Origin of the sequence: Bradyrhizobium roseum (genome assembly GCF_030413175.1) — a bacterium.
Lineage (GTDB): Bacteria > Pseudomonadota > Alphaproteobacteria > Rhizobiales > Xanthobacteraceae > Bradyrhizobium > Bradyrhizobium roseum.
On the sequence record NZ_CP129212.1, the window covers coordinates 7,159,204 to 7,182,579 of the forward strand.

23 protein-coding genes and 1 riboswitch are annotated in these 23,376 nt (G+C 64.9%); of the genes, 9 read left to right on the forward strand and 14 right to left on the reverse strand.

Features of this window, described 5'->3' with window-relative positions; translation table 11 throughout:
- The first annotated feature begins 133 nt into the window (after positions 1-133).
- Positions 134-333: riboswitch (cobalamin riboswitch) on the forward strand.
- A gap of 112 nt (positions 334-445) precedes the next feature.
- The 3 genes from QUH67_RS33945 (at position 446) to QUH67_RS33955 (ending at position 3,544) form a co-directional block, all read left to right on the forward strand.
- Positions 446-2,731 (forward strand): TonB-dependent receptor domain-containing protein, encoded by a 2,286-nt coding sequence (locus tag QUH67_RS33945; RefSeq protein ID WP_300944368.1) that lies wholly within the window; start codon positions 446-448, stop codon positions 2,729-2,731.
- A 279-nt stretch (positions 2,732-3,010) separates the two neighbouring features.
- Positions 3,011-3,247, forward strand: coding sequence for a hypothetical protein (locus tag QUH67_RS33950; RefSeq protein WP_300944370.1), 237 nt, complete (start codon positions 3,011-3,013; stop codon positions 3,245-3,247).
- Positions 3,248-3,253: 6 nt separating this feature from the next.
- Complete coding sequence (locus QUH67_RS33955) at positions 3,254-3,544, forward strand: hypothetical protein (protein WP_300944372.1); 291 nt, start codon at positions 3,254-3,256, stop codon at positions 3,542-3,544.
- 102 nt (positions 3,545-3,646) lie between these two features.
- Here QUH67_RS33955 and QUH67_RS33960 read toward each other — a convergent pair whose 3' ends face one another.
- Complete coding sequence (locus QUH67_RS33960) at positions 3,647-3,889, reverse strand: hypothetical protein (RefSeq protein WP_300944374.1); 243 nt, start codon at positions 3,887-3,889, stop codon at positions 3,647-3,649.
- A 105-nt stretch (positions 3,890-3,994) separates the two neighbouring features.
- On the opposite strand from QUH67_RS33960, the gene QUH67_RS33965 reads away from it, so the two are divergent.
- On the forward strand, positions 3,995-4,213 hold the full coding sequence (locus QUH67_RS33965; RefSeq protein ID WP_300948320.1) for a hypothetical protein: 219 nt from the start codon (positions 3,995-3,997) through the stop codon (positions 4,211-4,213).
- 37 nt (positions 4,214-4,250) lie between these two features.
- On the opposite strand, the gene QUH67_RS33970 is transcribed toward QUH67_RS33965, so the two are convergent.
- Positions 4,251-5,144 (reverse strand): TauD/TfdA dioxygenase family protein, encoded by an 894-nt coding sequence (locus QUH67_RS33970; protein WP_300944376.1) that lies wholly within the window; start codon positions 5,142-5,144, stop codon positions 4,251-4,253.
- A 209-nt stretch (positions 5,145-5,353) separates the two neighbouring features.
- Positions 5,354-6,640, reverse strand: coding sequence for a flavodoxin-dependent (E)-4-hydroxy-3-methylbut-2-enyl-diphosphate synthase (ispG, locus tag QUH67_RS33975; RefSeq protein WP_300944378.1), 1,287 nt, complete (start codon positions 6,638-6,640; stop codon positions 5,354-5,356).
- Between the two features lie 265 nt (positions 6,641-6,905).
- Between ispG and QUH67_RS33980 the strand changes: the two genes are divergently transcribed.
- Positions 6,906-7,781 (forward strand): sulfurtransferase, encoded by an 876-nt coding sequence (locus QUH67_RS33980; protein WP_300944380.1) that lies wholly within the window; start codon positions 6,906-6,908, stop codon positions 7,779-7,781.
- 47 nt (positions 7,782-7,828) lie between these two features.
- Here the strand turns inward: QUH67_RS33980 and QUH67_RS33985 are convergent, their stop codons facing one another.
- Positions 7,829-8,755, reverse strand: a complete 927-nt coding sequence (locus QUH67_RS33985) for a DMT family transporter (RefSeq protein ID WP_300944382.1) — start codon at positions 8,753-8,755, stop codon at positions 7,829-7,831.
- 31 nt (positions 8,756-8,786) lie between these two features.
- Positions 8,787-9,272, reverse strand: a complete 486-nt coding sequence (locus tag QUH67_RS33990) for a Fur family transcriptional regulator (protein WP_300944384.1) — start codon at positions 9,270-9,272, stop codon at positions 8,787-8,789.
- A gap of 148 nt (positions 9,273-9,420) precedes the next feature.
- Here QUH67_RS33990 and QUH67_RS33995 point away from each other — a divergent pair, with 148 nt between their 5' ends.
- Genes QUH67_RS33995 through QUH67_RS34005 form a run of 3 tightly spaced genes read left to right on the forward strand, consistent with a single transcriptional unit; the run spans position 9,421 to position 12,630 of the window.
- Entirely contained in the window at positions 9,421-9,915 is a 495-nt protein-coding gene (locus tag QUH67_RS33995) for a MarR family winged helix-turn-helix transcriptional regulator (RefSeq protein ID WP_300944386.1), read from the forward strand.
- Positions 9,908-11,065 (forward strand): HlyD family secretion protein, encoded by a 1,158-nt coding sequence (locus QUH67_RS34000; protein ID WP_300944387.1) that lies wholly within the window; start codon positions 9,908-9,910, stop codon positions 11,063-11,065. Before QUH67_RS33995 ends, QUH67_RS34000 begins: the two co-directional genes overlap by 8 nt.
- A 5-nt stretch (positions 11,066-11,070) precedes the next feature.
- Positions 11,071-12,630: an MDR family MFS transporter gene (locus QUH67_RS34005; RefSeq protein WP_300944389.1), complete on the forward strand. Its 1,560-nt coding sequence runs from the start codon at positions 11,071-11,073 to the stop codon at positions 12,628-12,630.
- Between the two features lie 3 nt (positions 12,631-12,633).
- Here QUH67_RS34005 and QUH67_RS34010 read toward each other — a convergent pair whose 3' ends face one another.
- From QUH67_RS34010 to pcaF, 4 genes are all read right to left on the reverse strand, one after another.
- Positions 12,634-13,494 carry a shikimate dehydrogenase gene (locus QUH67_RS34010; RefSeq protein WP_300944390.1) on the reverse strand — a complete coding sequence of 287 codons (861 nt, stop codon included), beginning with the start codon at positions 13,492-13,494 and terminating at the stop codon, positions 12,634-12,636.
- Between the two features lie 191 nt (positions 13,495-13,685).
- Positions 13,686-14,288 (reverse strand): protocatechuate 3,4-dioxygenase subunit alpha, encoded by a 603-nt coding sequence (gene pcaG, locus QUH67_RS34015; protein WP_300944391.1) that lies wholly within the window; start codon positions 14,286-14,288, stop codon positions 13,686-13,688.
- Positions 14,289-14,990, reverse strand: coding sequence for a protocatechuate 3,4-dioxygenase subunit beta (gene pcaH / locus QUH67_RS34020; protein ID WP_300944392.1), 702 nt, complete (start codon positions 14,988-14,990; stop codon positions 14,289-14,291).
- 212 nt (positions 14,991-15,202) lie between these two features.
- On the reverse strand, positions 15,203-16,411 hold the full coding sequence (gene pcaF, locus QUH67_RS34025; RefSeq protein ID WP_300944393.1) for a 3-oxoadipyl-CoA thiolase: 1,209 nt from the start codon (positions 16,409-16,411) through the stop codon (positions 15,203-15,205).
- 236 nt (positions 16,412-16,647) lie between these two features.
- Here pcaF and mutS point away from each other — a divergent pair, with 236 nt between their 5' ends.
- Positions 16,648-19,383 carry a DNA mismatch repair protein MutS gene (gene mutS, locus QUH67_RS34030; protein WP_300944394.1) on the forward strand — a complete coding sequence of 912 codons (2,736 nt, stop codon included), beginning with the start codon at positions 16,648-16,650 and terminating at the stop codon, positions 19,381-19,383.
- A 16-nt stretch (positions 19,384-19,399) separates the two neighbouring features.
- Here the strand turns inward: mutS and QUH67_RS34035 are convergent, their stop codons facing one another.
- The 5 genes from QUH67_RS34035 to QUH67_RS34055 all read right to left on the reverse strand — a co-directional run bounded on the left by QUH67_RS34035 (position 19,400) and on the right by QUH67_RS34055 (position 23,320).
- Positions 19,400-20,107: a hypothetical protein gene (locus QUH67_RS34035; RefSeq protein WP_300944396.1), complete on the reverse strand. Its 708-nt coding sequence runs from the start codon at positions 20,105-20,107 to the stop codon at positions 19,400-19,402.
- A 56-nt stretch (positions 20,108-20,163) separates the two neighbouring features.
- Complete coding sequence (locus QUH67_RS34040; RefSeq protein WP_300944397.1) at positions 20,164-20,973, reverse strand: hypothetical protein; 810 nt, start codon at positions 20,971-20,973, stop codon at positions 20,164-20,166.
- Positions 20,974-21,113: 140 nt separating this feature from the next.
- Positions 21,114-21,626 carry an OsmC family protein gene (locus QUH67_RS34045; RefSeq protein ID WP_300944398.1) on the reverse strand — a complete coding sequence of 171 codons (513 nt, stop codon included), beginning with the start codon at positions 21,624-21,626 and terminating at the stop codon, positions 21,114-21,116.
- Positions 21,627-21,683: 57 nt separating this feature from the next.
- Positions 21,684-22,469 carry an ABC transporter ATP-binding protein gene (locus QUH67_RS34050; RefSeq protein ID WP_300944400.1) on the reverse strand — a complete coding sequence of 262 codons (786 nt, stop codon included), beginning with the start codon at positions 22,467-22,469 and terminating at the stop codon, positions 21,684-21,686.
- Complete coding sequence (locus QUH67_RS34055) at positions 22,469-23,320, reverse strand: ABC transporter permease (protein WP_300944401.1); 852 nt, start codon at positions 23,318-23,320, stop codon at positions 22,469-22,471. The genes QUH67_RS34050 and QUH67_RS34055 overlap by 1 nt, the downstream gene beginning before the upstream one ends.
- Positions 23,321-23,376: the final 56 nt, after the last annotated feature.

The window sequence follows — 23,376 nt, forward strand, 5'->3', positions numbered from 1 at the left end:
ATCGTCCTAAAGCAGGTTTACCCGCGCTGGTACAGGAACTTGGGGAGCAGCCTCATGCGGCAAAAATAGCGCACTCGTCCAGCGAGGGTTGCGGCATCACGCCAGACTGGATTGACGAGCAGTTTGACAAAATTCTACCCTTGTTTCCGACGGTTCCCGTTTTGGGGATCAAAAGGGAATGCGGTGCGGGGATGTTCCCCAATTCCGCGGCTGCCCCCGCAACTGTAAGCGGCGAATCCTTCGTCATAGGCCACTGGGAATCTCGGTCCTGGGAAGGCGACGATGGGGTAACGACCCGCGAGCCAGGAGACCTGCCGTCAGCCGTGGTCACACGCGAAGATGTCGGTCGGGGAGTACAGACATTGGCTTCACCGGGTCGCGCAAGCGCGATGGTGAGACTTGGTTCGCTGTGACGTGCCACTGACGTCATACCGAGGCCCAAGCCATGTCTACAACCACCCCCGCGAAGCGGCGCCGCGCGCTCCTGCTCGCCACCAGCATCCTTGCGCTGAGCGGCTCGACCGCTTCCGCGCAAACGCCGTCGACCACCCTGCCCCCCGTCGAGATCAGCGCGCCCACCGACCCGAACAAGACCCGCGCCCGGCCGCTGGACAATGACGGCAGCGGCACGACGACGCGTCCGACCCCGGCCGCACGGCCGTTGCGTGGCGCCGGCACAGGAACGTCCGACGGCGCAAGCCAGGGCACGGCCGACGCCGGCGGCACAGGCAGCGGCGTGCGGCAGTTCAACGGCATTGTCGGTGCTTCGTCGACGGTCATTACGGCCGAGCAGATCGCGCATTCGCCGACGCAGACCTTGACGGAGATCATCGCGCAGGTGCCTGGCGTTCAGTTGCAGTCGTTCTTTGGCGGCGTCAACGGCGCCAAGACGTCGATCGATATCCGCGGCTTCGGCGCATTCGCCACCGCCAATACGCTGATCCTCGTCAATGGACGCCGGCTCAATGACATCGACATGGCTGGCGTCGATCTCTCGACCATCCCGGTTCAGTCGATCGAGCGGATCGAAATCACCCGCGGCAACAGCGGCGCAGTGCTCTATGGCGACAACGCCGTCGGCGGCGTCGTCAACATCGTCCTGAAGAGCGGCGTTGGCGGCCCGCCCGTTGCCGGGCGCGTCGAGGCCGGCGTCGGCTCCTTCAACCAGCGCCTGGCCAATATCTCCGTGGCTACCAATTCGGGGCCGTGGTCGACATCGTTCTACGGCAATGCCATCAAGTCGGACGGCTATCGGGAAAACAACGCGCTCGACCAGCGCAACGGGGTCGGTAATCTCAACTACACCACGCCTGATCTCAAGGCGTTCCTGACCGTGACCGGCGACGACCAGAAGATCGGCTTGCCCGGCGGGCGGATCGTCAGCCCCTCGCAGGGCATCAACGACCTGGTCACCAACCGCCGTGGGGCCGATACGCCGTTCGATTACGCCAACCAGCAAGGCGCCAGCGCCACCGCCGGCTTCACCAAGACGCTGTGGACCGGCGCAGAACTCATCGTCGATGGAGGCGTGCGCAAGAAGGATACGCAGAGCGCGTTCTTCGGCACGGGAACCGCGGCCTCGCCGCTTCCGAGCTTCTCGTCGACTTATAATGACGCGACATTGCAGACCTGGTCGATCACCCCGCGATTGAGCGTAAAGAACTCGATTCTTGGGATGCCTTCGCAGATCCTCACCGGCATCGATTACTATGATGCGACGTTCAATCAGGAGCGCGGCGCATTCCGGGGCCTTGCTGCGACCCACACCTACGATCTGTCGCAACAGACCGTGGCCGGCTATTGGCAACAAACCCTGGGGCTGTTGCCGACGACTGATTTCTCCTACGGCGCCAGAGTGCAGAACACCAGCCTCAGTGCCCGGGATCGGTACGACCCCACTGCGCCTGGTTGTGCCGCATTCTTCGCTTGCGACATCCAGGCTTCCCCGCTGAATAGCAACGAAACCCAATACGCGCTGCACGCCGGCCTCGAGCATCGCTTCAATGAGGTGTTCTCGGTATTCGGCCGCGCCGCACGCGCGTTCCGAACCCCGACCGTCGACGAGCGCGTCGCCTCCGGCCCGGCGTTCGGGCCGCCGCCTTTCTTCCCGCCGATTGCCGGCGATTTCGGGCTGAAGACACAGACCTCGCACGACATCGAAGGCGGCCTCCGCGTCAAGACCGGCGGGTTCCAGATGCAGACCAGCATCTACAACATGGATCTCGAAAACGAGATCCAGTTCAATCCGGTATTGTTTTTCAACACCAACCTCAACACGACCCGCCGCTACGGCTCGGAGACCAGTGCTTCGCTACGCGTGACCGACGCGGTTTTGCTGCGGGGCGGCATGGCCTACACAAGGGCCGTGTTTCGTGAGGGAGATTTTGCCGGCAAGGACGTGCCGCTGGTGTCGCGCTACACCGCCAACGGCGGCGTGACCTGGAACATCTGGCAGAATTATCTCGTGTTAGACGCCACGGTGCGCGCCTGGAGCGAGCGCGCCATGGATAACGACCAGGCCAACACCCAGCGCCGTATCCCCGCGAGCGCAACCGTCGATCTGAAACTGAGCGGTGCTTACGATCGCTTCTTCTGGTCAGCCGCCGTCATCAATTTGTTCGACGCGCCGTACTACGACTACGCCATCGCCAGCACGTTCACGCCCGGCCGTTTTGCGGCCTATCCGTTGCCGGGACGTACCTACATGCTGAGGGCCGGCGCGACGTTCTGATCCAGGTCGCCGGCCGCGGGAAGAGAACCGCCATTCGATCCTGCTCGATCTCGGCTTCGGCGCGCCACGCGGAGTTTGGCGTTGGCCGGCGACCGTTACGGCCGCTTCGACCAGGCTCGCTCCTGACGAGACCGACGAAGCGGCCCTTCACCATGAAAGCTGATTCGACAAGAAACCGGGCCGTTTTCGACCGAAAATAACATTCTCTGTTGCCCGATCCGTGGTAAACCCGCCGTCGGGACCGCTCGACGATATCTGTCGTGATTTCAGAGGTATGACATGGACGATCAACCGAAGAGCGCCGCCGAAATGAAGGAAATCCGGCTCAATCGCAAACGCACCCAGGAGGTCGAGGGCGTCAAGGCGATGGCCGAGATCGCCGCGGCCGACGTCGCGATCCGAAAGAGAACCGAGAAATTGCGCGCCCTGCGCCTCGCCAAGGAAGCGGCCGACCGCGAAAATCCGCCGCCGCCGGTGGTGAAAAAGGCGAGGGCCAAGGCTGCGAAAAAAGGCTGACCTGAAATGACGAAAGAGGACAGAGACCGCGCCCAGGCCCGCGCCGACAAGGCCGCAAGGGCCGCCGAGGACGCAAAATCCGGCAAAGCGGAGCGTGACGCCTCCGCCAAGGCCGTGCTCGACAACATGGCGAAGCTGAAGGCGTTGCGGCTGGCGCGCGAGGCCATCGAACCGCAACGTGCGCCCGCCGCGAAAGCTGCAAGGAAACCTTCCTCCGCCGCGAAGCGCGCGAACGAGAAGCCGGTGGCATTGTCCGACTGGCTGGCGAGCCAGCAGAACGGCGGACGGCGGACCTGAGACAAGGCTTGTAAAGAGTGTCCGTCATCCCCTGGCAAAGCGCGAAGTGCTTCTTCGCGCTCGCTGCCGGGACGATGAGGAAAAACCAAGATACCGGCAGCGTTATCCCGGTCCCGGCCAATCGATCATCGAGCGCGTCTTGTTCTCGGCGTCGTAGACCTGAACCTGCAGCATCTGAAACTTGTTCTTCAGCGCCATGCCGGCCTCTTCGGCGGCCTCGACCGTGTCATGATGCGATTTGAAATGACCGTCCACGACCAGTGAGTAACCGGTGGTCGGCGCCTTGTCGGCGCGGATGGCTTTGCGCGGCTGCGGTTCTTCTGCCGCAGGGCGGGGCTTCTTCATGCTGGCTCCGTGTGAAAGCCCTTTTGGACAGAACGCCGCAAAAAGGGCGGGAAAGTCTTTGTGGCCGGCGCTAACATGCCGGCCCAACGCGATCGGATTGAGGTCATGCCGATACTCCGAATCGGCATGCAGGGCAACGCCGATTCATCCGACAGAAGAAGGCATCAGATGGGCGGAATGGGCAGGAAGAACGAACCTCCGAAGAAGGGCGTCGACAAGCCGAAGAAGCCGGATCACGTGCCGGCGGAGGACGATGAATACGAGGACGGCGACATCGCGACGCCGAAGCGGGACCGCGATGGCAATGACGACGAGCCGTTGTGACGGATGGCGTGTGGCGCCTGCCAATCCTGCGGCCGAACTACACCGGCCGCTCGCCCTTCACGGTCACGCGCGTACCTGACCGTGTGTGCGGCCAGTAATCCCACATCGCGCGGTGCTGGGCGCAGCGGTTGTCCCAGAAGGCGACGGCGTTTTCGGTCCAGCGAAAGCGGCACTGGAACAGCGGGTTCTCCGCGTGCTGGTAGAGATAGGCCAGCATGGCGTCGCTCTCGTCGCGCGGGATGCCTGATATGAAGCGCGTGAAGCCGCGGTTGACGTAGAGCGCCTTCTTGCCCGTGACGGGATGCGTGCGCACGACGGGATGTTCGGCGCGCGGATATTCCACCCGGTCGGCGACGCCGTAATTGGCGTAGAGCCCGCGATAGGTCTGCTCACCGTCGTGCAGCGCCGTGAGCCCGTCGAGATAGGTCTTCATCCGGTCCGACAGCGCTTCATAGGCCGCATACATGTTGGCGAACAGCGTGTCGCCGCCGCGCGGCGGGCACTGCCTGATGTAGAGGATCGATCCCATCGGCGGCTCGACGTCGCAGGACACGTCCGAGTGCCAGCCCTCGCCATTGGCGCGCGGCGAATCCTTGTCGGCATGGATCTTCATCAGCGCCGGATCGCCCTCGTTCGGCGCGGCCGGGTGCACGTGCAACTCGCCGAACTTGCGGCCGAAGGCGAGATGCTGCTGTGGGGTGATGTGCTGATCGCGAAAGAAGATCACGAGATTTTCGGCGAGCGCGCGATGGATCTCGTCCATCTGGCGGTTGGAGCGTCCGTCCTCCGAGACGAGCTTGCCGATATCGACGCCGGAGATCTCCGCGCCGATGATCGGCGTCAGCTTTTCGACACCGATGGTTTCGTACGGGTCCGAATCGCCTGCGACGTGGCGATAACGCGGGCCTTGTTTGCCGGACAGCGAAGACATCGGCTTTCTCCCAATCGTTCTTGATTGGGAGACATCGTAGACCAGACGATCCGGAGCGCAATACGGGCCGCAGCCGAAACGTCAGCGGTTGACGTTGCTGGCCTTCTGGCGGTTCGCCAGTCAGGGAACTCGCGATACAGCACATCGTTGCGGTTAACCGGCGGCCTGACGCAGCGCCAGTTGGTGATGATGGGGAAGCGGAAGTCGGCCTACTCCGCCGCGGAGGTCTCAGGCGTCTTGGCGCCTTTGCCATAACGCTGGTCGATATAATCGATCACCAGCGCCTTGAAGTCGGCTGCGATCGAAGGCCCGCGCAACGTGCGGAATTTCTTGCCGTCGACGAACACCGGCGCGGCCGGCGCTTCGCCGGTGCCAGGCAGGGAGATGCCGATATTGGCGTGCTTGGATTCGCCGGGGCCGTTGACGATGCAGCCCATGACCGCGACGTTGAGCGTCTCGACGCCGGGATACTGCGTCTTCCAGCCCGGCATTTCCTCGCGGATGAAATCCTGGATCGAGCGCGCCAGTTCCTGGAACGTCGTAGAGGTGGTGCGGCCGCAGCCGGGGCACGCCGCGACCAGCGGCACGAAGGTGCGGAAGCCCATGGTCTGCAAAAGTTCCTGCGCGACCTGAACTTCCAGCGTGCGGTCGCCGCCGGGCTCGGGCGTCAGCGAAATACGGATGGTATCGCCGATGCCGTCCTGCAGCAGGATGCCGAGCGCCGCGGACGACGCCACGATTCCCTTCGAGCCCATGCCGGCCTCGGTGAGGCCGAGATGGATCGCGTAGTCCGAACGCGAAGCGAGCGTCTGATAGACGGCGATCAGGTCCTGCACGGCGGAAACCTTTGCCGACAGGATCATCTTGTTCTTGGGCATGCCGAGTTCTTGCGCCCGCGCCGCGGACAGCAGCGCCGACTGCACCATGGCTTCGCGCGTCACCGCGCGGGCGTCGCGCGGAGTCGGTGAGGCCGTGTTCTCGTCCATCAGCTTGGTCAGCAGTTCCTGATCGAGCGAGCCCCAGTTGGCGCCGATGCGGACCGCCTTGTTGTTCTTGTTCGCGATCTCGATGATGTCGGCGAACTGCGTGTCGCGCTTGTTCTTGAAGCCGACATTGCCGGGATTGATGCGGTACTTGTCGAGCGCCTCGGCGCAGGCCGGGTATTCAGCGAGCAGCTTGTGGCCGATGTAATGGAAGTCGCCGATCAAGGGCGTGGTGATGCCGCGCTTGCGCAGGCCGTCGCGAATGTGCGGAACGGCGGCCGCCGCCTCCTCGCGGTCGACGGTGATGCGCACCATCTCCGAGCCGGCGCGCGACAGCGCCGCGACCTGCGTGATCGTGCCTTCGATATCGGCGGTGTCGGTGTTGGTCATCGACTGGACGACGATCGGCGCCCCCCCGCCAACGGCAACGTTGCCGACCATCACCTGGGTGGTTTGATGCCGGGCCCTGGGGCCGGCGATGTCGTCCTGCGGGATCATTTCGGGCTTGTTCATGGGGTCTCGAATATCAGGTTTTGGTGACATTCACCAAGGGGGCAGCGAAAGCGCAGTGCGCCCCGTCACAGATGGATTTTTATGGCCTATATTCAATAGCTTAAGCCGACCATCGCGACCAGCGGCAAGACGGCGGACCTCGTCTTTTCGTTAACCGCTATATTGGACAGGAATCGCCGAATTGAAAGGGCGGGCATGCTTCCCGGACGCCTTTTCATCGACCCGCCAGAGCCCTAGCATGCCCCGAAAATAACGGGAGGCGACCATGCCGGGGCGTAACGAGCTGATTTCCACCGCGGAACTCGCCGAGATCCTGGGTCAACCCGATCTACGCCTGTTCGATTGCACCACCTATCTCGAACCCGCCCCCGAAGGTTCCAGCCAGCCTTATCTTGCCGTGCCCGGGCGCCACACGTTCGAAGCCGGGCATATTCCCGGCGCAGACTTTCTCGATCTGCAGGGCGAGTTCTCCGACCCCGATACGGCGCTGCGCTTCATGATGCCGGATGCCGCGTTTCTCGAACGCGCGTTCGGCCGCCACGGCGTCGCCAATGCAAGCCGTGTCGTGCTCTACAGCATTGGCACGCCGATGTGGGCGACGCGGTTCTGGTGGATGCTCGCCTCGCTCGGTTTCGACAACGCCGCCGTGCTCGATGGCGGTCTCGACAAATGGAAGCTGGAGGGCCGCCCGCTCGACACCGGACCGGCCAAGGGATACCCGCCGGCGACATTCACCGCCAAACCCAGAGACGGATTTTTCGTCGACAAACACCAGACGCTCGCGGCGACGTCGGAGCGCGGCAGCGTCGTCGTCAACGCGCTCGGTCCGCAATTCCACAAGGGCCTCGAGCCCAGCCGCTACGGCCGGCCCGGCCGCGTGCCCGGCAGCTGCAACGTCTCGGCGGCGACACTGCTCGATCCCACGACCAAGGCGTTCATCCCGCTCAGTGAAGCAGAAGCCAAATTCAAGGCGCAGGGGATCACCAAGGACAAGCGCGTGATCGCGTATTGCGGCGGCGGCATCTCGGCAACCGTCGACCTGTTCCTGCTGCACCGGCTCGGCTACGACAAGCTGACGCTTTACGACGGCTCGATGGGCGAGTGGGCCAAGGATACCGAGCTGCCGATCGAGACGGGATAGGCTCTCATTTTCTCCACCCGCCCCTTGAGGGGGCGGGGTGAGCAAACTCACACCGGGTCCGGCATGACCTTCGGGTCCGGCTTGTTCACGAGATAGAGCCCCGCGATCACCAATAGCGCTGCGACGCCGAAGGCGACCGTCAGCGTGTCGTGCATGATGAAATAGGCGGCGACGACGCCGAACAGCGGCGTGATGAAAGTGAAGGACGACAATTTGCTCGGCGAATACCGTTTGATCAGCGCGAACCAGATCACGAAGGTGCAGCCCACGACCCAGATCGCCTGGTACGCCAATAGCGCGATCGACAGCGCACTGGGCATGTGGGTGATCTTTTCGCCGAAAAGCCACGACGCGCAACCCAGGATCGGAATCGATATCGCGACCTGGTAGCCGAGTGCCTTTTCCGGCGCCGCATTGCGCAATTTGGTGCCCTTGGCGATCAGCGTGGTGGCGCCCCATAGCGCGCCGCCGGCGACGATCAGCAGGTCGCCCAGCAACACCTTCGCATCCACGTTCGGCTGCGGCACGCCGATCGCGAGCGCGACACCCGTAAAACTCAATCCGAGACCGCTCCACTGCAGCAGGCTCAGGCGCTCACCGAGAAACTGATAGGAGCCGAGCGCGACGAAAAACGGCGCGCTGTAAAGAAAAACCGCTGCGCGCGACGCGGACGTAAACACCAGCCCGGTGAAGATCAGCACGAACTCGATACCGAAAAGCGTGCCGGCGACGAGGCCCGGCACCAGCGAACCGTCGGGTTCGAAGAATTTCACCCCGCGCAGCCAGCCGGCGAACAGCATGACCGGCAGCGCGCCGGCAGAACGGATCAGCGCCTGCAGCATCGGCGGCACATCGGGCAGCGCGAGCTTTACCGCGATCTGGTTAAAGCCCCAGCTCAGGCACAGCATCAGTACCAGGGCAATGGCGCCCGCGGAGAGCCCACGCCCGGAATGTTCTGCTTGCTGGGAAGACATCTATCCTCGTGGCCGGCCTGCCGCCGTGTTGTTATTTCTGACAGTGCGCGCAGGTGCCGGCGATCTCGACCACCGAAAGTTTTGGAGCAAATCCGAAGGCGCGCGCCGCCGCATTGAGGCTCTGCGCCACCGGCGCGGCAGGGATTTCTCCGACCGAGCCGCAATGGTCGCAGATCAGAAACGCGACCATCGAGGTTTCGTCATGGTCGTGCGCGCAAGCGAGGAAGGCGTTGCGGCTCTCGATCCGGTGGACGAGGCCGTTTTCCATCAAAAAATCCAGCGCGCGGTAGACCGTGATCGGCGCCGGCCGCGGCATCGATTTGGCGAGTTCGTCGATCACCTCATAGGCGCCGAGCGGGCGGTGGCTCGACAGCAGCGCCTGCAGCACCTGGCGCCGGATCGGGGTGAATTTCTGGGTTCGCCGGGCGCAGACTTCTTCCGCATGCGCCATTGCGTCCGCGGCGCAGCGGCCGTGATCGTGGTCGGGCGCAGGAAATGTCGGCCTGGTCGGGGTCATCTGACGCGCTTGTAGCAGTTTAGCCGTTCGGGGGCCAATCCCAAAGCCCGGCCGCCTCCCGGTTCCCCAGCCATGTGCTGGAAGCGGATCAGGCCATTGTTAACGCGCCATGCCATAGTCATAAGCAAGCTTATTATATGGCAAGCTTATGGAGGCGAGGCCGGTGCGCGGTTCTGTGGATATCAACTTCCTGTTTACCCTCGGCGAGGTGCAGCGGATGGTGCGCGCCTATGCCGACCGCCAGGCGGCGCGCTACGGCATCACCCGCGCGCAATGGGCGGTGCTGGCCAAGGTCGAACGCACCGAGGGCCTGAAGCAGTCGGAACTCGCCGAACAGATGGAGATGCAGCCGATCACGCTGACGCGGCTGATCGACAGGCTCTGCGACAATGGCTGGATCGAACGCCGCGGTGACGAGAAAGACCGCCGCGTCAACCGCCTCTATCTGCGCAAGGCCGCGCGCCCCCTGCTCGGCAAGCTCGCCGGGCTGCGCTCCGAATTGACCGCGACCGCGCTCGACGGCATCAACCCCGCCGACGCCCACCGTCTTCTCGAACAACTCGACCTGATCAAGGAGAACGTTCGCAACGCGATCCAGAATCCGGCGAACGAACCACCGCGAAAGGAACAGCGTTATGGCTGATCCCGTGCTCAAATTCCCGCCCGAACAGAAGGTGACGCCGTCGCAGCCGAAAGCCGCAGAACCGCGGCACCGGCTGGTGGCCGGCCTTCGGCGCTACCGCCGCTTTCTTTTGCTGGTGGCGCTGCCGCTGCTCGCGCTGGTGGCCGGCGTGACGTTCTATCTCAATGGCGGCCGCTACGTGACCACCGACGACGCCTATGTCGGTGCGCAAAAGATCCTGATCACGCCCGACATCTCCGGCAAGATCGAGAAAGTCGTGGTGAAGGAGGGCCAGCAGGTCAACCCCGGCGACGTTCTGTTCGAGATCGATCCGGTGCCGTTCCGCCTCGCCGTCGCGCAGGCGAAGGCCAACCTCGCGCAAGCCAACGTCACCTATGACAATCTGGTTGCCGACCTCAAGATCTACGGCCAGATGGCCGAGCTTTCGCAGCAGGGCATGGATCTCAAAAAGCGCGATGTCGATCGCAAGTCGTCGCTGGTGAAGAACAACTTCGGCTCACAGCTCGACCTCGACAACGCGTCCACCGCGCTCGTCACCGCGAGCGCGCAGTACCAGTTGCTGCAGCAGAAGATCGCCACTGCCAGGGCGCAGCTGCTGGGCAACCCCGAGCTGCCGATCGCCGAATTCCCACCCTTTGCCCAGGCCAAGGCGGCGCTCGACCAGGCCCAGCGCAACCTCGACCACACGGTGATGCGCGCGCCGATGGCCGGCATCGCGACACAAGTCGAGCAGATTCAGCTCGGCCGCTTCGTGACCGCCGGCATGGCGGTGTTCAGCATCATCGACACTTCCAATCCGTGGGTCGATGCCAATCCGAAGGAGTCGGATTTTACCCATGTCGCGGTGGGCCAGACCGTCACGATTGAGGTCGATGCGTTTCCCAATCATGTGTTCAAGGGCACGATCGGTTCGCTCTCGCCCGGCACCGGCGCGCAGTTTGCGATCCTGCCGCCCCAGAACGCGTCGGGCAATTTCGTGAAAGTGGTGCAACGCGTGCCGGTGCGGATCTATTTCGACAAGAACGACAAGTTCGTCCGCAAGCTGAAGGCCGGCATGAGCGTCTACGCCACGATCGACACCAACCATCGCCGCTCGCTGGCCGCCCTGCTCGGCCTGACGCCGGCGGTGGCGAACCACGATCCTGAGTAGACCGCATGGCCACGCCGGACGCACCAACGGCTGCCGTTCCGGGCCTTCGCCGGAATATGGTGACGATTTGCGCCATGACCGCGACGATCATGCAGGCGCTCGATACGACCATTGCCAACGTCGCGCTGCCCTATATGCAGGGCACGCTGTCGGCCTCGCAGGACCAGATCAACTGGGTGCTGACCTCCTATATCGTCGCCGCCGCGATCATGACCGCACCGGTGGGCTGGATCGCCAACCGCTTCGGCCGCAAACGCATCTTCATCATCTGCTCGGCCGGCTTCACCATTGCGTCGGTGATGTGCGGGCTGGCGCAGGACATCACCCAGATGGTGCTGTTTCGACTGCTGCAGGGCGTGTTCGGCGCAGCGCTGGTGCCGCTGTCGCAGGCCGTGATGCTCGATTCCTACACGCTGCAGGAACGCGCGAAGGCGATGGCGATCTGGGGCATGGGCGTGATGATGGGGCCGATCATGGGCCCGTCGCTCGGCGCCTGGCTGACCGAGACCTATTCCTGGCACTGGGTGTTCTTCGTCAACCTGCCGTTCGGCGTCATCACCGTGCTCGGCCTCATGATCTTCATGGACGAAACGAAGAAGGACGCCGCGCTGCGCTTCGACTGGTTCGGCTTCACCGCGCTGGCGGTCGCGATCGGCGCGCTGCAGCTCGCGCTCGATCGCGGCGAGCAGCTCGACTGGCTGGAATCCAACGAGATCATCGCCGAGTTCATCGTCTCCGCCATCGGCTTCTACTACTTCCTGGCACATTCGCTGACCGCGCAGCGTCCATTCATTCAGTTTGCGCTGTTCAAGGACAGGAATTTCGTCGGCGGCTGCGTGTTCATGGCCGTGATGGGGCTGGTGCTGTTCTCGACCATGGCGCTGTCGTCGCCGTTCCTGCAGAACGTAATCGGCTATCCGATCATCACGGCCGGCCTGCTGCTGGCGACCCGCGGCTGCGGCACGTTCGTGGCGATGATGCTGGTCGGCCGCCTGATGCGTTATATCGAGGCTCGCACGCTGATCATCTCGGGCCTCAGCATCACCACCATGTCGCTGTTCTACATGACCGGCTGGACCGACCAGACCGGCGTCACCGAAATCGTGGTCATCAGCGTGGTGCAGGGTTTTGGCTTCGGCCTGGTGTTCGTGCCGCTCTCCACCGTTGCGTTCCTGACGCTGCCCAATCATCTGCGCACCGACGGCACCTCGATGCTGACGCTGATGCGCAACGTCGCCAGCTCGATCGGGATTTCGCTCGTCATCGCGCAGCTGACGCAGGGCACGCGCCACACCTACGCGATCTTGTCGGAGAATATCAATCCGTTCAATCATGCCCTGCAGATGCCGAACGTGCGCGGCATGATCGATCTTGCGACCGACCAGGGCCGCGCCGTGGCTGATATGCTGGTCAAGGTGCAGGCGCAGATCATCGCATTCTCGCACGACTACCAGATGGTGATGATCTTCACCGCCTGCGCGATCCCGCTTGCCATCATGATCGGCTCGACCAAGGCCGCCCTGCGCGCACAGTCGGCGGCGCCCGATCATGCGGTGATCGAGTAGCCGTCACCTGGCGGCGTATCGGCTTGCCATCGCAGCGTCGAACGCTGTGCCGATGGCGTCAACCGGCGGCTTCAAGCCGGTGAACAGCTCGAAGGCATCCGCGGCCTGGTAGATCGCAAGCTCGCGACCGGTCATGACCGTGGCGCCTCGTTCCCTTGCTGCCGTCAGCAGCGGCGTCCATAGCGGCGTATAGACCGCGTCGGCGACCCAGAGGTCGCGATGCAGCAGCGCTTCCGGCACGGCCATGCCGCGATCGGGCAGCATGCCGACCGGCGTTGCGTTGACCACGCCGGCCGCGCCCTGCAACGCGCCGGCGACATCGTCGGATACCCGCGTTTGCAGACGGCCGCGCAATTGCAGCGCCAGCGCTTCGGCCTTGGCGCGATCGGCATCGAAAATGCCGAGTTCGGCGACGCCGAGACTAGCCAGCGCGAATGCGATCGCCTTGCCGACGCCGCCGGCTCCGATCAGCGCGACGGCGCCGCGAGACGTGACGACGCCCATCTCGTAGATCGCGCGCTCAAAACCCGAGGTGTCGGTGTTGTGGCCGATCAGCCGTCCGTCGCGCACGACGACGGTGTTGACCGCGCCGATATCGCGCGCCCGCGCCGACATCTCGTCGAGCAACGGGATCACGGCCTCCTTGTAGGGAAAGGTGACGTTGACGCCGGCGAAGCCGAGGCGCCTGACGCCGTCGAGCAGCGCGCGCAGGGTTGCCGGATCGGCGCCGGCGACCTCGATCAGCTGATAGTGGCAGCGCACACCGAGCGCCTCGGCCGCCCTCTCGTGCATCGCCGGCGCGGCGGATGCTGCGATCGGCGCGCCGATCAGCCCGGTCAGGAATTTGGCAGGCGTGGTGATCAAGGCACGGCTTTCGGACTTCACCCGCCCTTTGAGGGGGCGGGTCGACTCACATGGAGCGCAGCGCCATGTGAGTCGGGGTGGGGACAGTCCCTCCACTCGGGCGCGGTCGGACGTGGAGAGACCGTCACCCCACCTCGCCGCGCGTTGCGCGTCGATCCTCCCCCTCCAGGAAAGGATAAGAAAAACGCCGGTCAGACGTCGAAGAACACCGTCTCTTTGTCGCCCTGCAGATGGATGTCGAAACGGTAGACCGCCTTATCGCCCGGCTGCCGCGTTGCGATCAGCGTGGCGCGTCGGTCGGCGGGCACCAGTGCCAGCACCGGATCGGCGGCGTTGGCCGCATCGCCGTCGAAATAAATCCGCGAATAGAGATGCAGCAGCATGCCACGGGCGTAGATCGCGATCACGATATGCGGCGCCTGCGGCTTGCCGTCGGGATCGGGCACGCTGCCCGGCTTGATGGTGTCGAAGGCGTACCCGCCCTTCGCGTCGGTGCCGACGCGGCCGAATCCCTTGAACGACGAGTTCGGGATGGCGCGCTTGTCCTGCGGATCGGAGAAGCGGCCCTGCGCGTCCGCCTGCCAGACCTCCAGCATGCAATCGACGACGGGCGCGCCGTCGCCGTCGAACACCGTACCCTCGACGCGGATGCGCTCGCCCGATGCATCCGGGGTGGCGAGGTTGTTGCCGAAGGCATCGTTCCAGTCATATTTGTCGCCCGGCGTCAGGCCGTAGGCGAAATAGGGACCGACGGTTTGCGACGGGGTGACCCCGTCCGGTTTGGTCTGTGACACTTACTTGGTCTCCATCGGCGTGGCATTGCGCCCGCGCAGCACAATGTCGAAGCGGTAGCACAGCGCCCAATCCGGCTTGGTGTTCTCCAGATCGAATGACGAGATCATCCGGTTGCGCGCCTTCTCATCGGTCACCGAATTGAAGATCGGATCGAACGGAAACAGCGGATCGCCGGGGAAATACATCTGCGTGACGAGACGCGATACGAAGGAATAGCCGAACACCGAGAAGTGGATGTGGGCCGGCCGCCAGGCGTTGTGATGATTGCCCCAGGGATACGCGCCCGGCTTGATGGTGACGAAGCGGTAGTAGCCTTTCTCATCCGTCTGCGCGCGGCCGGCACCCGTAAAGTTCGGATCGAGCGGCGCGGGATGCTGATCGACGACATGGACATAGCGGCCGCAGGAATTGGCCTGCCAAAGTTCGACCAGCGCATTCGGCACGCCGCGGCCGTCTTCATCGAGCACGTGGCCATGCACGATGATGCGCTCGCCGATCGGCTCAGCTTTGCCATGAACGGTGAGGTCGTGGTCGTGCTCGCGCACCGTTTCGTGGCCGTAGACCGGCCCGGTCAGCTCCGACAGCGTGTGCCGCATCGGGATCAACGGCTTGGTCGGCGAGCGCTTGACAGTGCTCTTGTAGGCGGGAGACAGCCGCGGGGGATGCGCCGCGAGGCTCTGCACTGGATAGACCAATGTCATGACTTATCCTCCCCTCGTCGCGCTCCGTTCAGGCGGCGCTGCCGATCATTATAGTATATAACTAATTTGGGAAAGGGCCGTTTTGCGGCACTCTCCTCCGTCATTCCGGGGCGCGCATAGCGCGAACCCGGAATCCATTTCTCAACTCGTTCTGTGGACAGTTGGATTCCGGGCTCGATGCTACGCATCGCCCCGGAATGACACTGCCAGCGTCAGTTGATCTTCTCGATGGCGACCGCAACGCCCTGGCCGACGCCGACGCACATGGTTGCCAAGGCAAGCTTCCCACCCCGCTTCTCCATGCCGTGCACCGCCGTCAGCGCCAGCCGCGCGCCGCTCATGCCGAGCGGATGGCCCAGCGCAATCGCGCCGCCATGCGGGTTGACGAAGTCGGCGTCGTCCTTGACGCCCAGTTGCCGCAGACAGGCTATGCCCTGCGAGGCAAAGGCTTCATTGAGCTCGATCAAATCGAAATCGGAGATCTTGATGCCGAGCCGCTCCATCAGCTTCCTGGTCGCCGGCACCGGGCCAATGCCCATGATACGCGGCGGCACCGCCGCCGACGCCAGCCCGAGGATGCGCGCCCGCGGGGTCAGCCCGTGCTTCTTCACAGCGGCCTCGGACGCCAGAATCATCGCCGCTGCACCGTCATTGACGCCCGACGCATTGCCTGCGGTGACCGTGCCGGGATTGCGCACGATCGGCTTCAATTTGGTCAGGCCTTCCAGCGTGGTCTCCGGGCGCGGATGCTCATCCTTGTCGACCGTGATCGGACCGGCCTTGCCGCCCGGCACCGAGACGGGCGTGATTTCCTCGGCGAAATAACCCGAAGCGATCGCAGCGCCCGCGCGCTGCTGCGAGCGGATCGCCATCGCGTCCTGGTCGGCCCGCGAGACCTGGAATTCCTCGGCGACGTTCTCGCCGGTCTCCGGCATCGCGTCGACGCCATACTGCGCCTTCATCAGGGGGTTGATGAAGCGCCAGCCGATGGTGGTGTCGTAGATCTCGGCCGAGCGCGCGAACGCCTCGGGCGCCTTGCCCATCACGAACGGCGCGCGGGTCATCGACTCGACGCCGCCGGCAATCGCGAAATCGATCTCGCCGGAGCGGATCGCGCGGCCCGCAGCGCCGACCGCATCGAGGCCGGAGGCGCAGAGGCGATTGAGGGTCTGCCCGGGAACCGTTTCCGGCATGCCCGCCAGCAGCAGCGCCATCCGCGCCACGTTGCGGTTGTCCTCGCCGGCCTGGTTGGCGCAGCCGAAAAACACCTCATCGACGGCGGCCCAGTCGAGGCCGGGATGCTTCGCCATCAGCGCCTTGATCGGAACGGCGGCCAGATCGTCGGCGCGCACCTTGGCGAGCGAGCCGCCGAAACGGCCGATCGGGGTCCGGACGGCATCGCAAATGAACACATCACGCATCAAATCTCTCCCTGAATGCCGCGCGTTAGGCGTTGTTCCGCTGGGTTGATGGCGAGTTTTAGGAGCGCGCCCGCCGCAGGTCAATTGAGGCATCGCTCCCGGACGGAGCTTTCGCGGGAGGTCCGCCATGCCTTCAACGCTGATGTGATCAACAGCCGGCGGCGGGACGTGGAAAACTCTGACAATGCGGGCAAGTGAATAGGACCCGGCGACGAAATTTTGTAGTTTGCGGCGCAATGACGATCCAGCAATCCATCCCCGCCCCCGCACTGCCCGAAGCCACGCCGGCCGCTGACGCCCATTCGCGCGTCACGCCGATGATGGAACAGTACCTCGAGATCAAGGCCGCCCATCCGGGGTTACTGCTGTTCTACCGGATGGGCGATTTCTACGAGCTGTTCTTCGAGGATGCCGAGATCGCCTCCCGCACGCTCGGCATCGTGCTGACCAAGCGCGGCAAGCATCAGGGCATGGATATCCCGATGTGCGGCGTGCCGGTGGAGCGTTCCGAGGACTATCTGCACCGCCTGATCAATGCCGGCCATCGCGTGGCCGTATGCGAGCAGACCGAGAATCCGGCCGCCGCCCGCGCCCGCGGCAACAAGGGCCCGGTGGCCCGCGGCGTGGTGCGGCTGGTGACGCCGGGAACGTTGACTGAAGACACGCTGCTGGACGCGCGCACCAACAACTACCTGCTGGCGATTGCGCGCGCCCGCGGATCGAGCGGCGGCGACCGGGTGGGACTTGCCTGGATCGACATTTCGACGTCCGAGTTCATGGTCACGGAATGCGCGACCGCGGAACTGGCGGCGACGCTGGCGCGCATCAATCCCAATGAGGTGATCGTTACCGACACGCTGTATGGCGATGCCGAGCTGGGACCTTTGCTGCGCGAACTGCCCTCGGTGACGCCGCTGACCCGCGACGTCTTCGACGGCGCCACCGCGGAGCGGCGGCTGTGCGATTATTTCGCGGTCGCGACCATGGACGGCCTGGCCGCAATGTCGCGGCTGGAGGCGACCGCGTCGGCCGCCGCCGTCACCTATATCGATCGCACCCAGGTCGGTAAGCGCCCGCCGCTGTCGCCGCCCGCGCGCGAGGCCGCCGGCACCACGATGGCGATCGATCCCGCCACCCGCGCCAATCTCGAACTGACCCGCACGCTATCAGGCGAGCGGCGCGGATCGCTGCTCGATGCGATCGATTGCACGGTTACCGCGGCCGGCTCGCGGCTATTGGCGCAGCGCCTCGCCGCGCCGCTCACCGACAGCGCGGGCATCGCGCGACGGCTGGATGCGATTGCGACGTTCGTCGCCGACAGCGCAGCGCGCGACGATGTCCGGACCACACTCAAGGCCGCGCCCGACATGTCGCGCGCACTGGCGCGGCTGTCGGTCGGACGCGGCGGACCGCGCGACCTGGCCGGCCTGCGCGACGGCATCCTCGCGGCAGATCAGGCGCTGGCCCGACTCGCGCAGCTCGAAACGCCGCCGCCGGAAATCGCGGCCGTGATGGAGGCGCTGCGCCGGCCCTCGCGCGAGCTCGCCCGCGAGTTCGAACGCGCGCTGGCCGAGCAACTGCCGCTGATCAAACGCGACGGCGGCTTCATCAGTGAAGGTTATGAGCCTGCGTTGGACGAAAGCCGGAACCTGCGCGATGCCTCGCGCCTCGTCGTCGCCGCGATGCAGGCGCGCTATGCCGAGGATACCGGCATCAAGGCGCTGAAGATCCGGCACAACAACGTGCTGGGCTATTTCGTCGAGGTGACCGCCCAGCACGGCGACAAATTGATGGCGCCGCCGCTGAATGCGACCTTCATCCATCGCCAGACGCTGGCGGGGCAGGTTCGCTTCACCACCGCCGAACTCGGCGAGATCGAAGCCAAGATCGCCAACGCCGGCGACCGCGCGCTCAATCTGGAGCTGGAAATCTTCGAGCGGCTCTGCGCGATGGCGCTTGCCGCCAGCGACGATCTGCGCAGCGCGGCGCATGCCTTCGCGATGCTCGACGTCGCCACATCGCTGGCGAAACTCGCCGTCGACGATAATTACGTCCGGCCCGAGGTCGATGGCTCGCTGGGCTTCGCCGTCGAAGGCGGCCGGCATCCAGTGGTCGAACAAGCGCTGAAGCGCGACGGCCAGCCGTTCATTGCGAATGCCTGCGATCTCTCCCCCGGCCCCGCGCAGAAATCCGGACAGATCTGGCTGATCACCGGCCCGAACATGGCGGGTAAATCGACCTTCCTGCGCCAGAATGCGCTTATCGCGCTGCTGGCGCAGATCGGCTCCTACGTGCCCGCCTCGAAGGCGCGGATCGGCGTCATCGACCGCCTGTTCAGCCGCGTCGGCGCGGCGGACGATCTCGCGCGCGGACGATCGACCTTCATGGTCGAGATGGTCGAGACCGCCGTCATCCTCAATCAAGCCAGCGAGCGTTCGCTGGTCATCCTCGACGAGATCGGCCGCGGCACCGCCACCTTCGACGGGCTGTCGATCGCCTGGGCCGCGATCGAGCATTTGCATGAAGCCAACCGCTGCCGCGCCCTGTTCGCCACTCACTATCACGAACTGACCGCGCTTTCCGCCAAACTGCCGCGAATGTTCAACGCCACGGTGCGGGTCAAGGAGTGGCAGGGCGACGTCGTGTTCCTGCACGAGGTGCTCCCCGGCTCGGCCGACCGCTCCTACGGCATCCAGGTTGCGAAACTCGCAGGGCTTCCGCCGGCGGTGATCGCCCGCGCCAAGTCGGTGCTGGCGAAACTCGAGGCCCAGGACCGCGGCCAGACGGCGCGGGCGCTCGCCGATGACCTGCCGCTGTTCGCCGTTCCCTCCCGCGCCGCCGCCGAGGCCGCGCCACCGAGCGAGGCGGAGAAGTTGATGGAAGCGGTGAAGGCGCTGCACCCCGACGAGATGTCGCCGCGCGAGGCGCTGGAGGCGCTGTATGCGCTGAAGGCGAAGCTGCCGAAGGGGTGACGGCCGTAGCCCGCCCTCACCCGGCAAAGGGCTGTATCAATTTCAGCGTCGCCGCGAAGCGGATGCTGCGCTTTCCGACGAGCGCGGTCGCCTCGATCTCGGCACCATCGGCGCTGCAGCGGCCCGAAAAACCGATGCCGACCTCGTGGCCGCCGAACAGCGGATGCTCGTCCTTGGCCGGGGTATGTTCCTGGTTGACGAACTCGCCCTTCCAGCGGCCGTTCGAAGAGCTGTAGGCGCCGAGATAATAGAAGAACGCGTCGCCGCCGAGGATGCGGCCGTCCTTCAGCAGCATCACGCCGGTCTGCCCGCCGGCGAGGCCGTCCAGCATCCGGATGTCGATCGAGTAAAGCCCACTGACGATGCCGCCCTCGCCGACCGGACCCGGAGGCGGGATATCGTCGTTGCCGAGCGGCGTCATGACGGCACAGAACACCGAGCCAGCGTCTTCGAGGACGTTGCCTGCGAAGTGCCATACATCGCCCTGCGGCCTGCCGCGTATGTTGATGGTGACCGCGTCGGCGCTGACCAGGTTTCTCCGATGCGGCGATGGGCTGTGTCGCCGGGTTCGCAGCCTGGCAACGATCTCGCCGTCGATATCGTCGTAGGTTCCGAAATGCGCGAAGGCCGTATTGCCGCCGAGCATGGTTCCGGCACGGGCATACAGCACGCTGCGGCCGGTGCCGCCGCTGATGTCGTATTCGACCTTGTATAATCCCTCCACCGCGCGCCCCGGCTGTGTTGCGTGGCCAGTTTAGCGGGTCTCGCTCTCGGTCACCATCAAACTTGCGAGCCGGCATGTGCGGCCTTCCTGCGCCCGAGCCACCACAGGCCCAGGTTCCATACCACACACGTCGCCAGCGCCAGGCTGAGCCCGATCGCCGACCCGAATTGCAGCGCCGCGCCATGCAGAACGGCAATCGCGATGCCGAGGCCGATCAGGCCCCAGGCGCTGTTGGCGAGCACGGCGGCAGTCGGCGGACCGCCGATGCGGGGATGCAGGATCAGCATCATGGAAGTGAACACGATCGGGAACAGCGCGATCATGCCGCTGACCTTGGGCCCCACCCAGGCCGACGTCGTCACCACCGTCGCCACCAGTGTCGCGACCAGCGATGCGCGCAGCGGGATGTCGTACCAGCGCCGCCGGATCGGCGGCATTTTGGCGTGGCGGTAGCGTGCCAGCAGCGGCACGCAGATGACGTAGGCGATGACGTTCACGATGAGGCCGCCCGCCAGCGACCATGGCACCGCGCGGATGACCGCCGCGAGGCCGAACCATACGACGACCGCCGAGAGGCAGCTGACCAGCGCGCCATGACGCTGCGCCAGCACGACGTAAGTCAGTCCGAGGAAAATCGTTGCGGCGTTGATCGGCAGGCTCGCCAGCGCGCCCTCGGCGATGAAGGCGGCATCGTGATCGAGCGCGAGGAACACATAGGACGGCCCTGCCGAGATCGGCAGCGTCGCGATCAGCGCGCCGATCACAGGGCCAGATCGTTCAGTGACGATGGAGGCCGTCACCACGAACGCGGCTGTGATCGCCATGCGTAAGGCCAGAACGAGGACGAAGGCGAGTTCGGGGGACATCTATCCGTCGTCCCTGCGAACGCAGGGACCCATACGCCGCGGCTTCTCGATTTTGGGAGGCGTGGGCTGACACTTCCCGCACCCATGGACTTCGGTGGCTATGGATCCCTGCGTTCGCAGGGACGACACCGAATTGGGGCTTACACCCGCTTCATCGTCACCGAAACCTTCGGGCCGTTCTTGATGGTCTGGTAGACCACGCAATAGCGTTCGGTGAGTTTGAGCAGCAGGTCGAGCTTTTCCTGCGACGCGTCGGTATCAACTTCGAAGCGCAGGCGAATTTCCTCGAATCCGACCGGGGCCTCCTTGGCGACGCCGAGCGTGCCGCGAAAATCGAGATCGCCTTCGGCAATGACACTGCCGGTCTTGAGCGGCACCTCGACGGCGGTGGCGACCGACTTCAGCGTGACGCCCGCGCAGGCGACCAGAGCTTCCAGCAGCATGTCGCCGGAGCACAGTTCAAGGCCGGAGCCGCCGGTAGCCGGATGAAGCCCGGCGATCGCCAGCGCGCGGCCGGTCTCGACCTTGCAGGTGAGGCCGTCAGTATTGTCGATAGAGCCCTTCGCTTTGAGGGTAATGACCGCAGCCGAAGGATCGGTCTTATAGCGTTCCTTGATCGGGGCCTGCATCGCGCGAAGTTCGGCGGCATCCATCTTCGTCTCCCGGCTGTTATTTTTGCCAGCCGGATGTAGTTGGAAATTGTCCCGCTGTCACCACCACATCGCTTCGCCGGCCACGGTTTTTGGGTCGGCATCGGGCACGTTGCGGTCGAGCGAGCGATCGAGCGAGGTCAGCACGTGACGCTTAAAATTATCAAATAATGGCGAACTTCTGTCGCGGGGCCGGGTCAGGTTGATCCGGATCGACTCGAACAGCCGCCCCGGACGCGGCCGCATCACCAGCACGCGGTCCGCAAGTGCCACGGCCTCGTCGACGTCATGCGTCACCAGAACAAGGGTCGGCCGCGTGTCGTTCCAGAGATCGAGCAGATGGTCCTGCAGATCGCGTCGCGTGAAGGCGTCGAGCGCGGAGAAAGGCTCGTCAAGCAGCAGCACTTCCGGCTGCGGCACCAGCGCGCGTGCGATCGCCACCCGCTGCGCCTGCCCACCGGAGAGTTCGCGCGGCCAGGCCTTTGCCTTGTCGGCGAGCCCGACCCGGGCCAGCGCGCGCGAAACTTTCTCGCGCCGCGCTTCCGCCGGCAGGTCCGACAGACCAAAACCGATGTTGTCGGCGACGCTGAGCCAGGGCAGCAACCGCGGCTCCTGGAAGATGATGCCGATCTTGGCGTGCGGCGCGGTGATCGTCGTGTTGTCCAGCGTCACCGTGCCCGTCGAGGCGCGGTCGAGGCCGGCGATGGCGCGCAGCAGCGTCGATTTTCCGCAGCCCGAGCCGCCGATGATGGCGACGATCTCGCCGGGCTTGATCTCGGCGGAAAACCGTTCCAGCGCGTGGACGCCGTTCGGATAGGTCTTGCCGACTTGCTCCAGCGCCAGCATCAGGCGGCTCCGCTTTGGCGGCCGAACGCGTCCTGCCAGCGCAGCAGCGGCGCGGTGGCGAGTTCGATCAGCCAGTCGGTGGTCTTGCCGAGCACCGCGAAGATCACGATCGCAGCGACGATCTGAGCCGGTTTTCCGAGCTGCTGGCCGTCGATCAGGAGATAGCCGAGGCCTTCGGAGGCGCCCATGAATTCGGCGGCGACGACGAACATCCAGCCGAGGCCGAGGCCGACGCGCAGCGCGACGACATAGGCCGGCAGGACGGCCGGCAACAGGATGCGGCGGATCATCGCCGGACCGGACAGGCGGAAGATGCGGCCGACCTCGACGATCTTGCGATCGACCGAAAGGATCGCGCCCATCACGCCGAGATAGACCGGAAAGAACACCCCGACCGCGATCAGCGCGACCTTCGACGTCTCGAAAATGCCGAGCCACAGGATGAACAGCGGCACCCAGGCGATCGAGGGGATCGCACGCAGCGCCTGCACCGTCGGATCGAGCAATTGGCGCGCCAGGCCCCAATAGCCGGAGATCGCGCCAAGTATGGTTCCGGCGGCAACGCCGAGGCCGAAGCCGGCGGCCACCCGCGTCACCGTCGCCGTGATATGACGCGACAGCTCGCCGCTCTTCGCCAGCTCCATAACGGTTGCGAAGATTTTGGTCGGCGGCGGCACCAGCCGGCCGTTGGAATAGCCGAGCCCGACCCAGATTTCCCAGACGATGGCGAGCCCGACCGGCAGCAACAGCCCGAGCGCCGGCCGCGCATAGCGGCGCAGCCGCGACGGCGATGACGACGCGGCGATCGCATCGGGGCGTTCCAGCGCGGGGATTTCGACACTCATGGTCATAGCAAGAACGCTTCTCGCACGGGATTGCAAGGTCGCGGATATGCCGCGTCCCTATC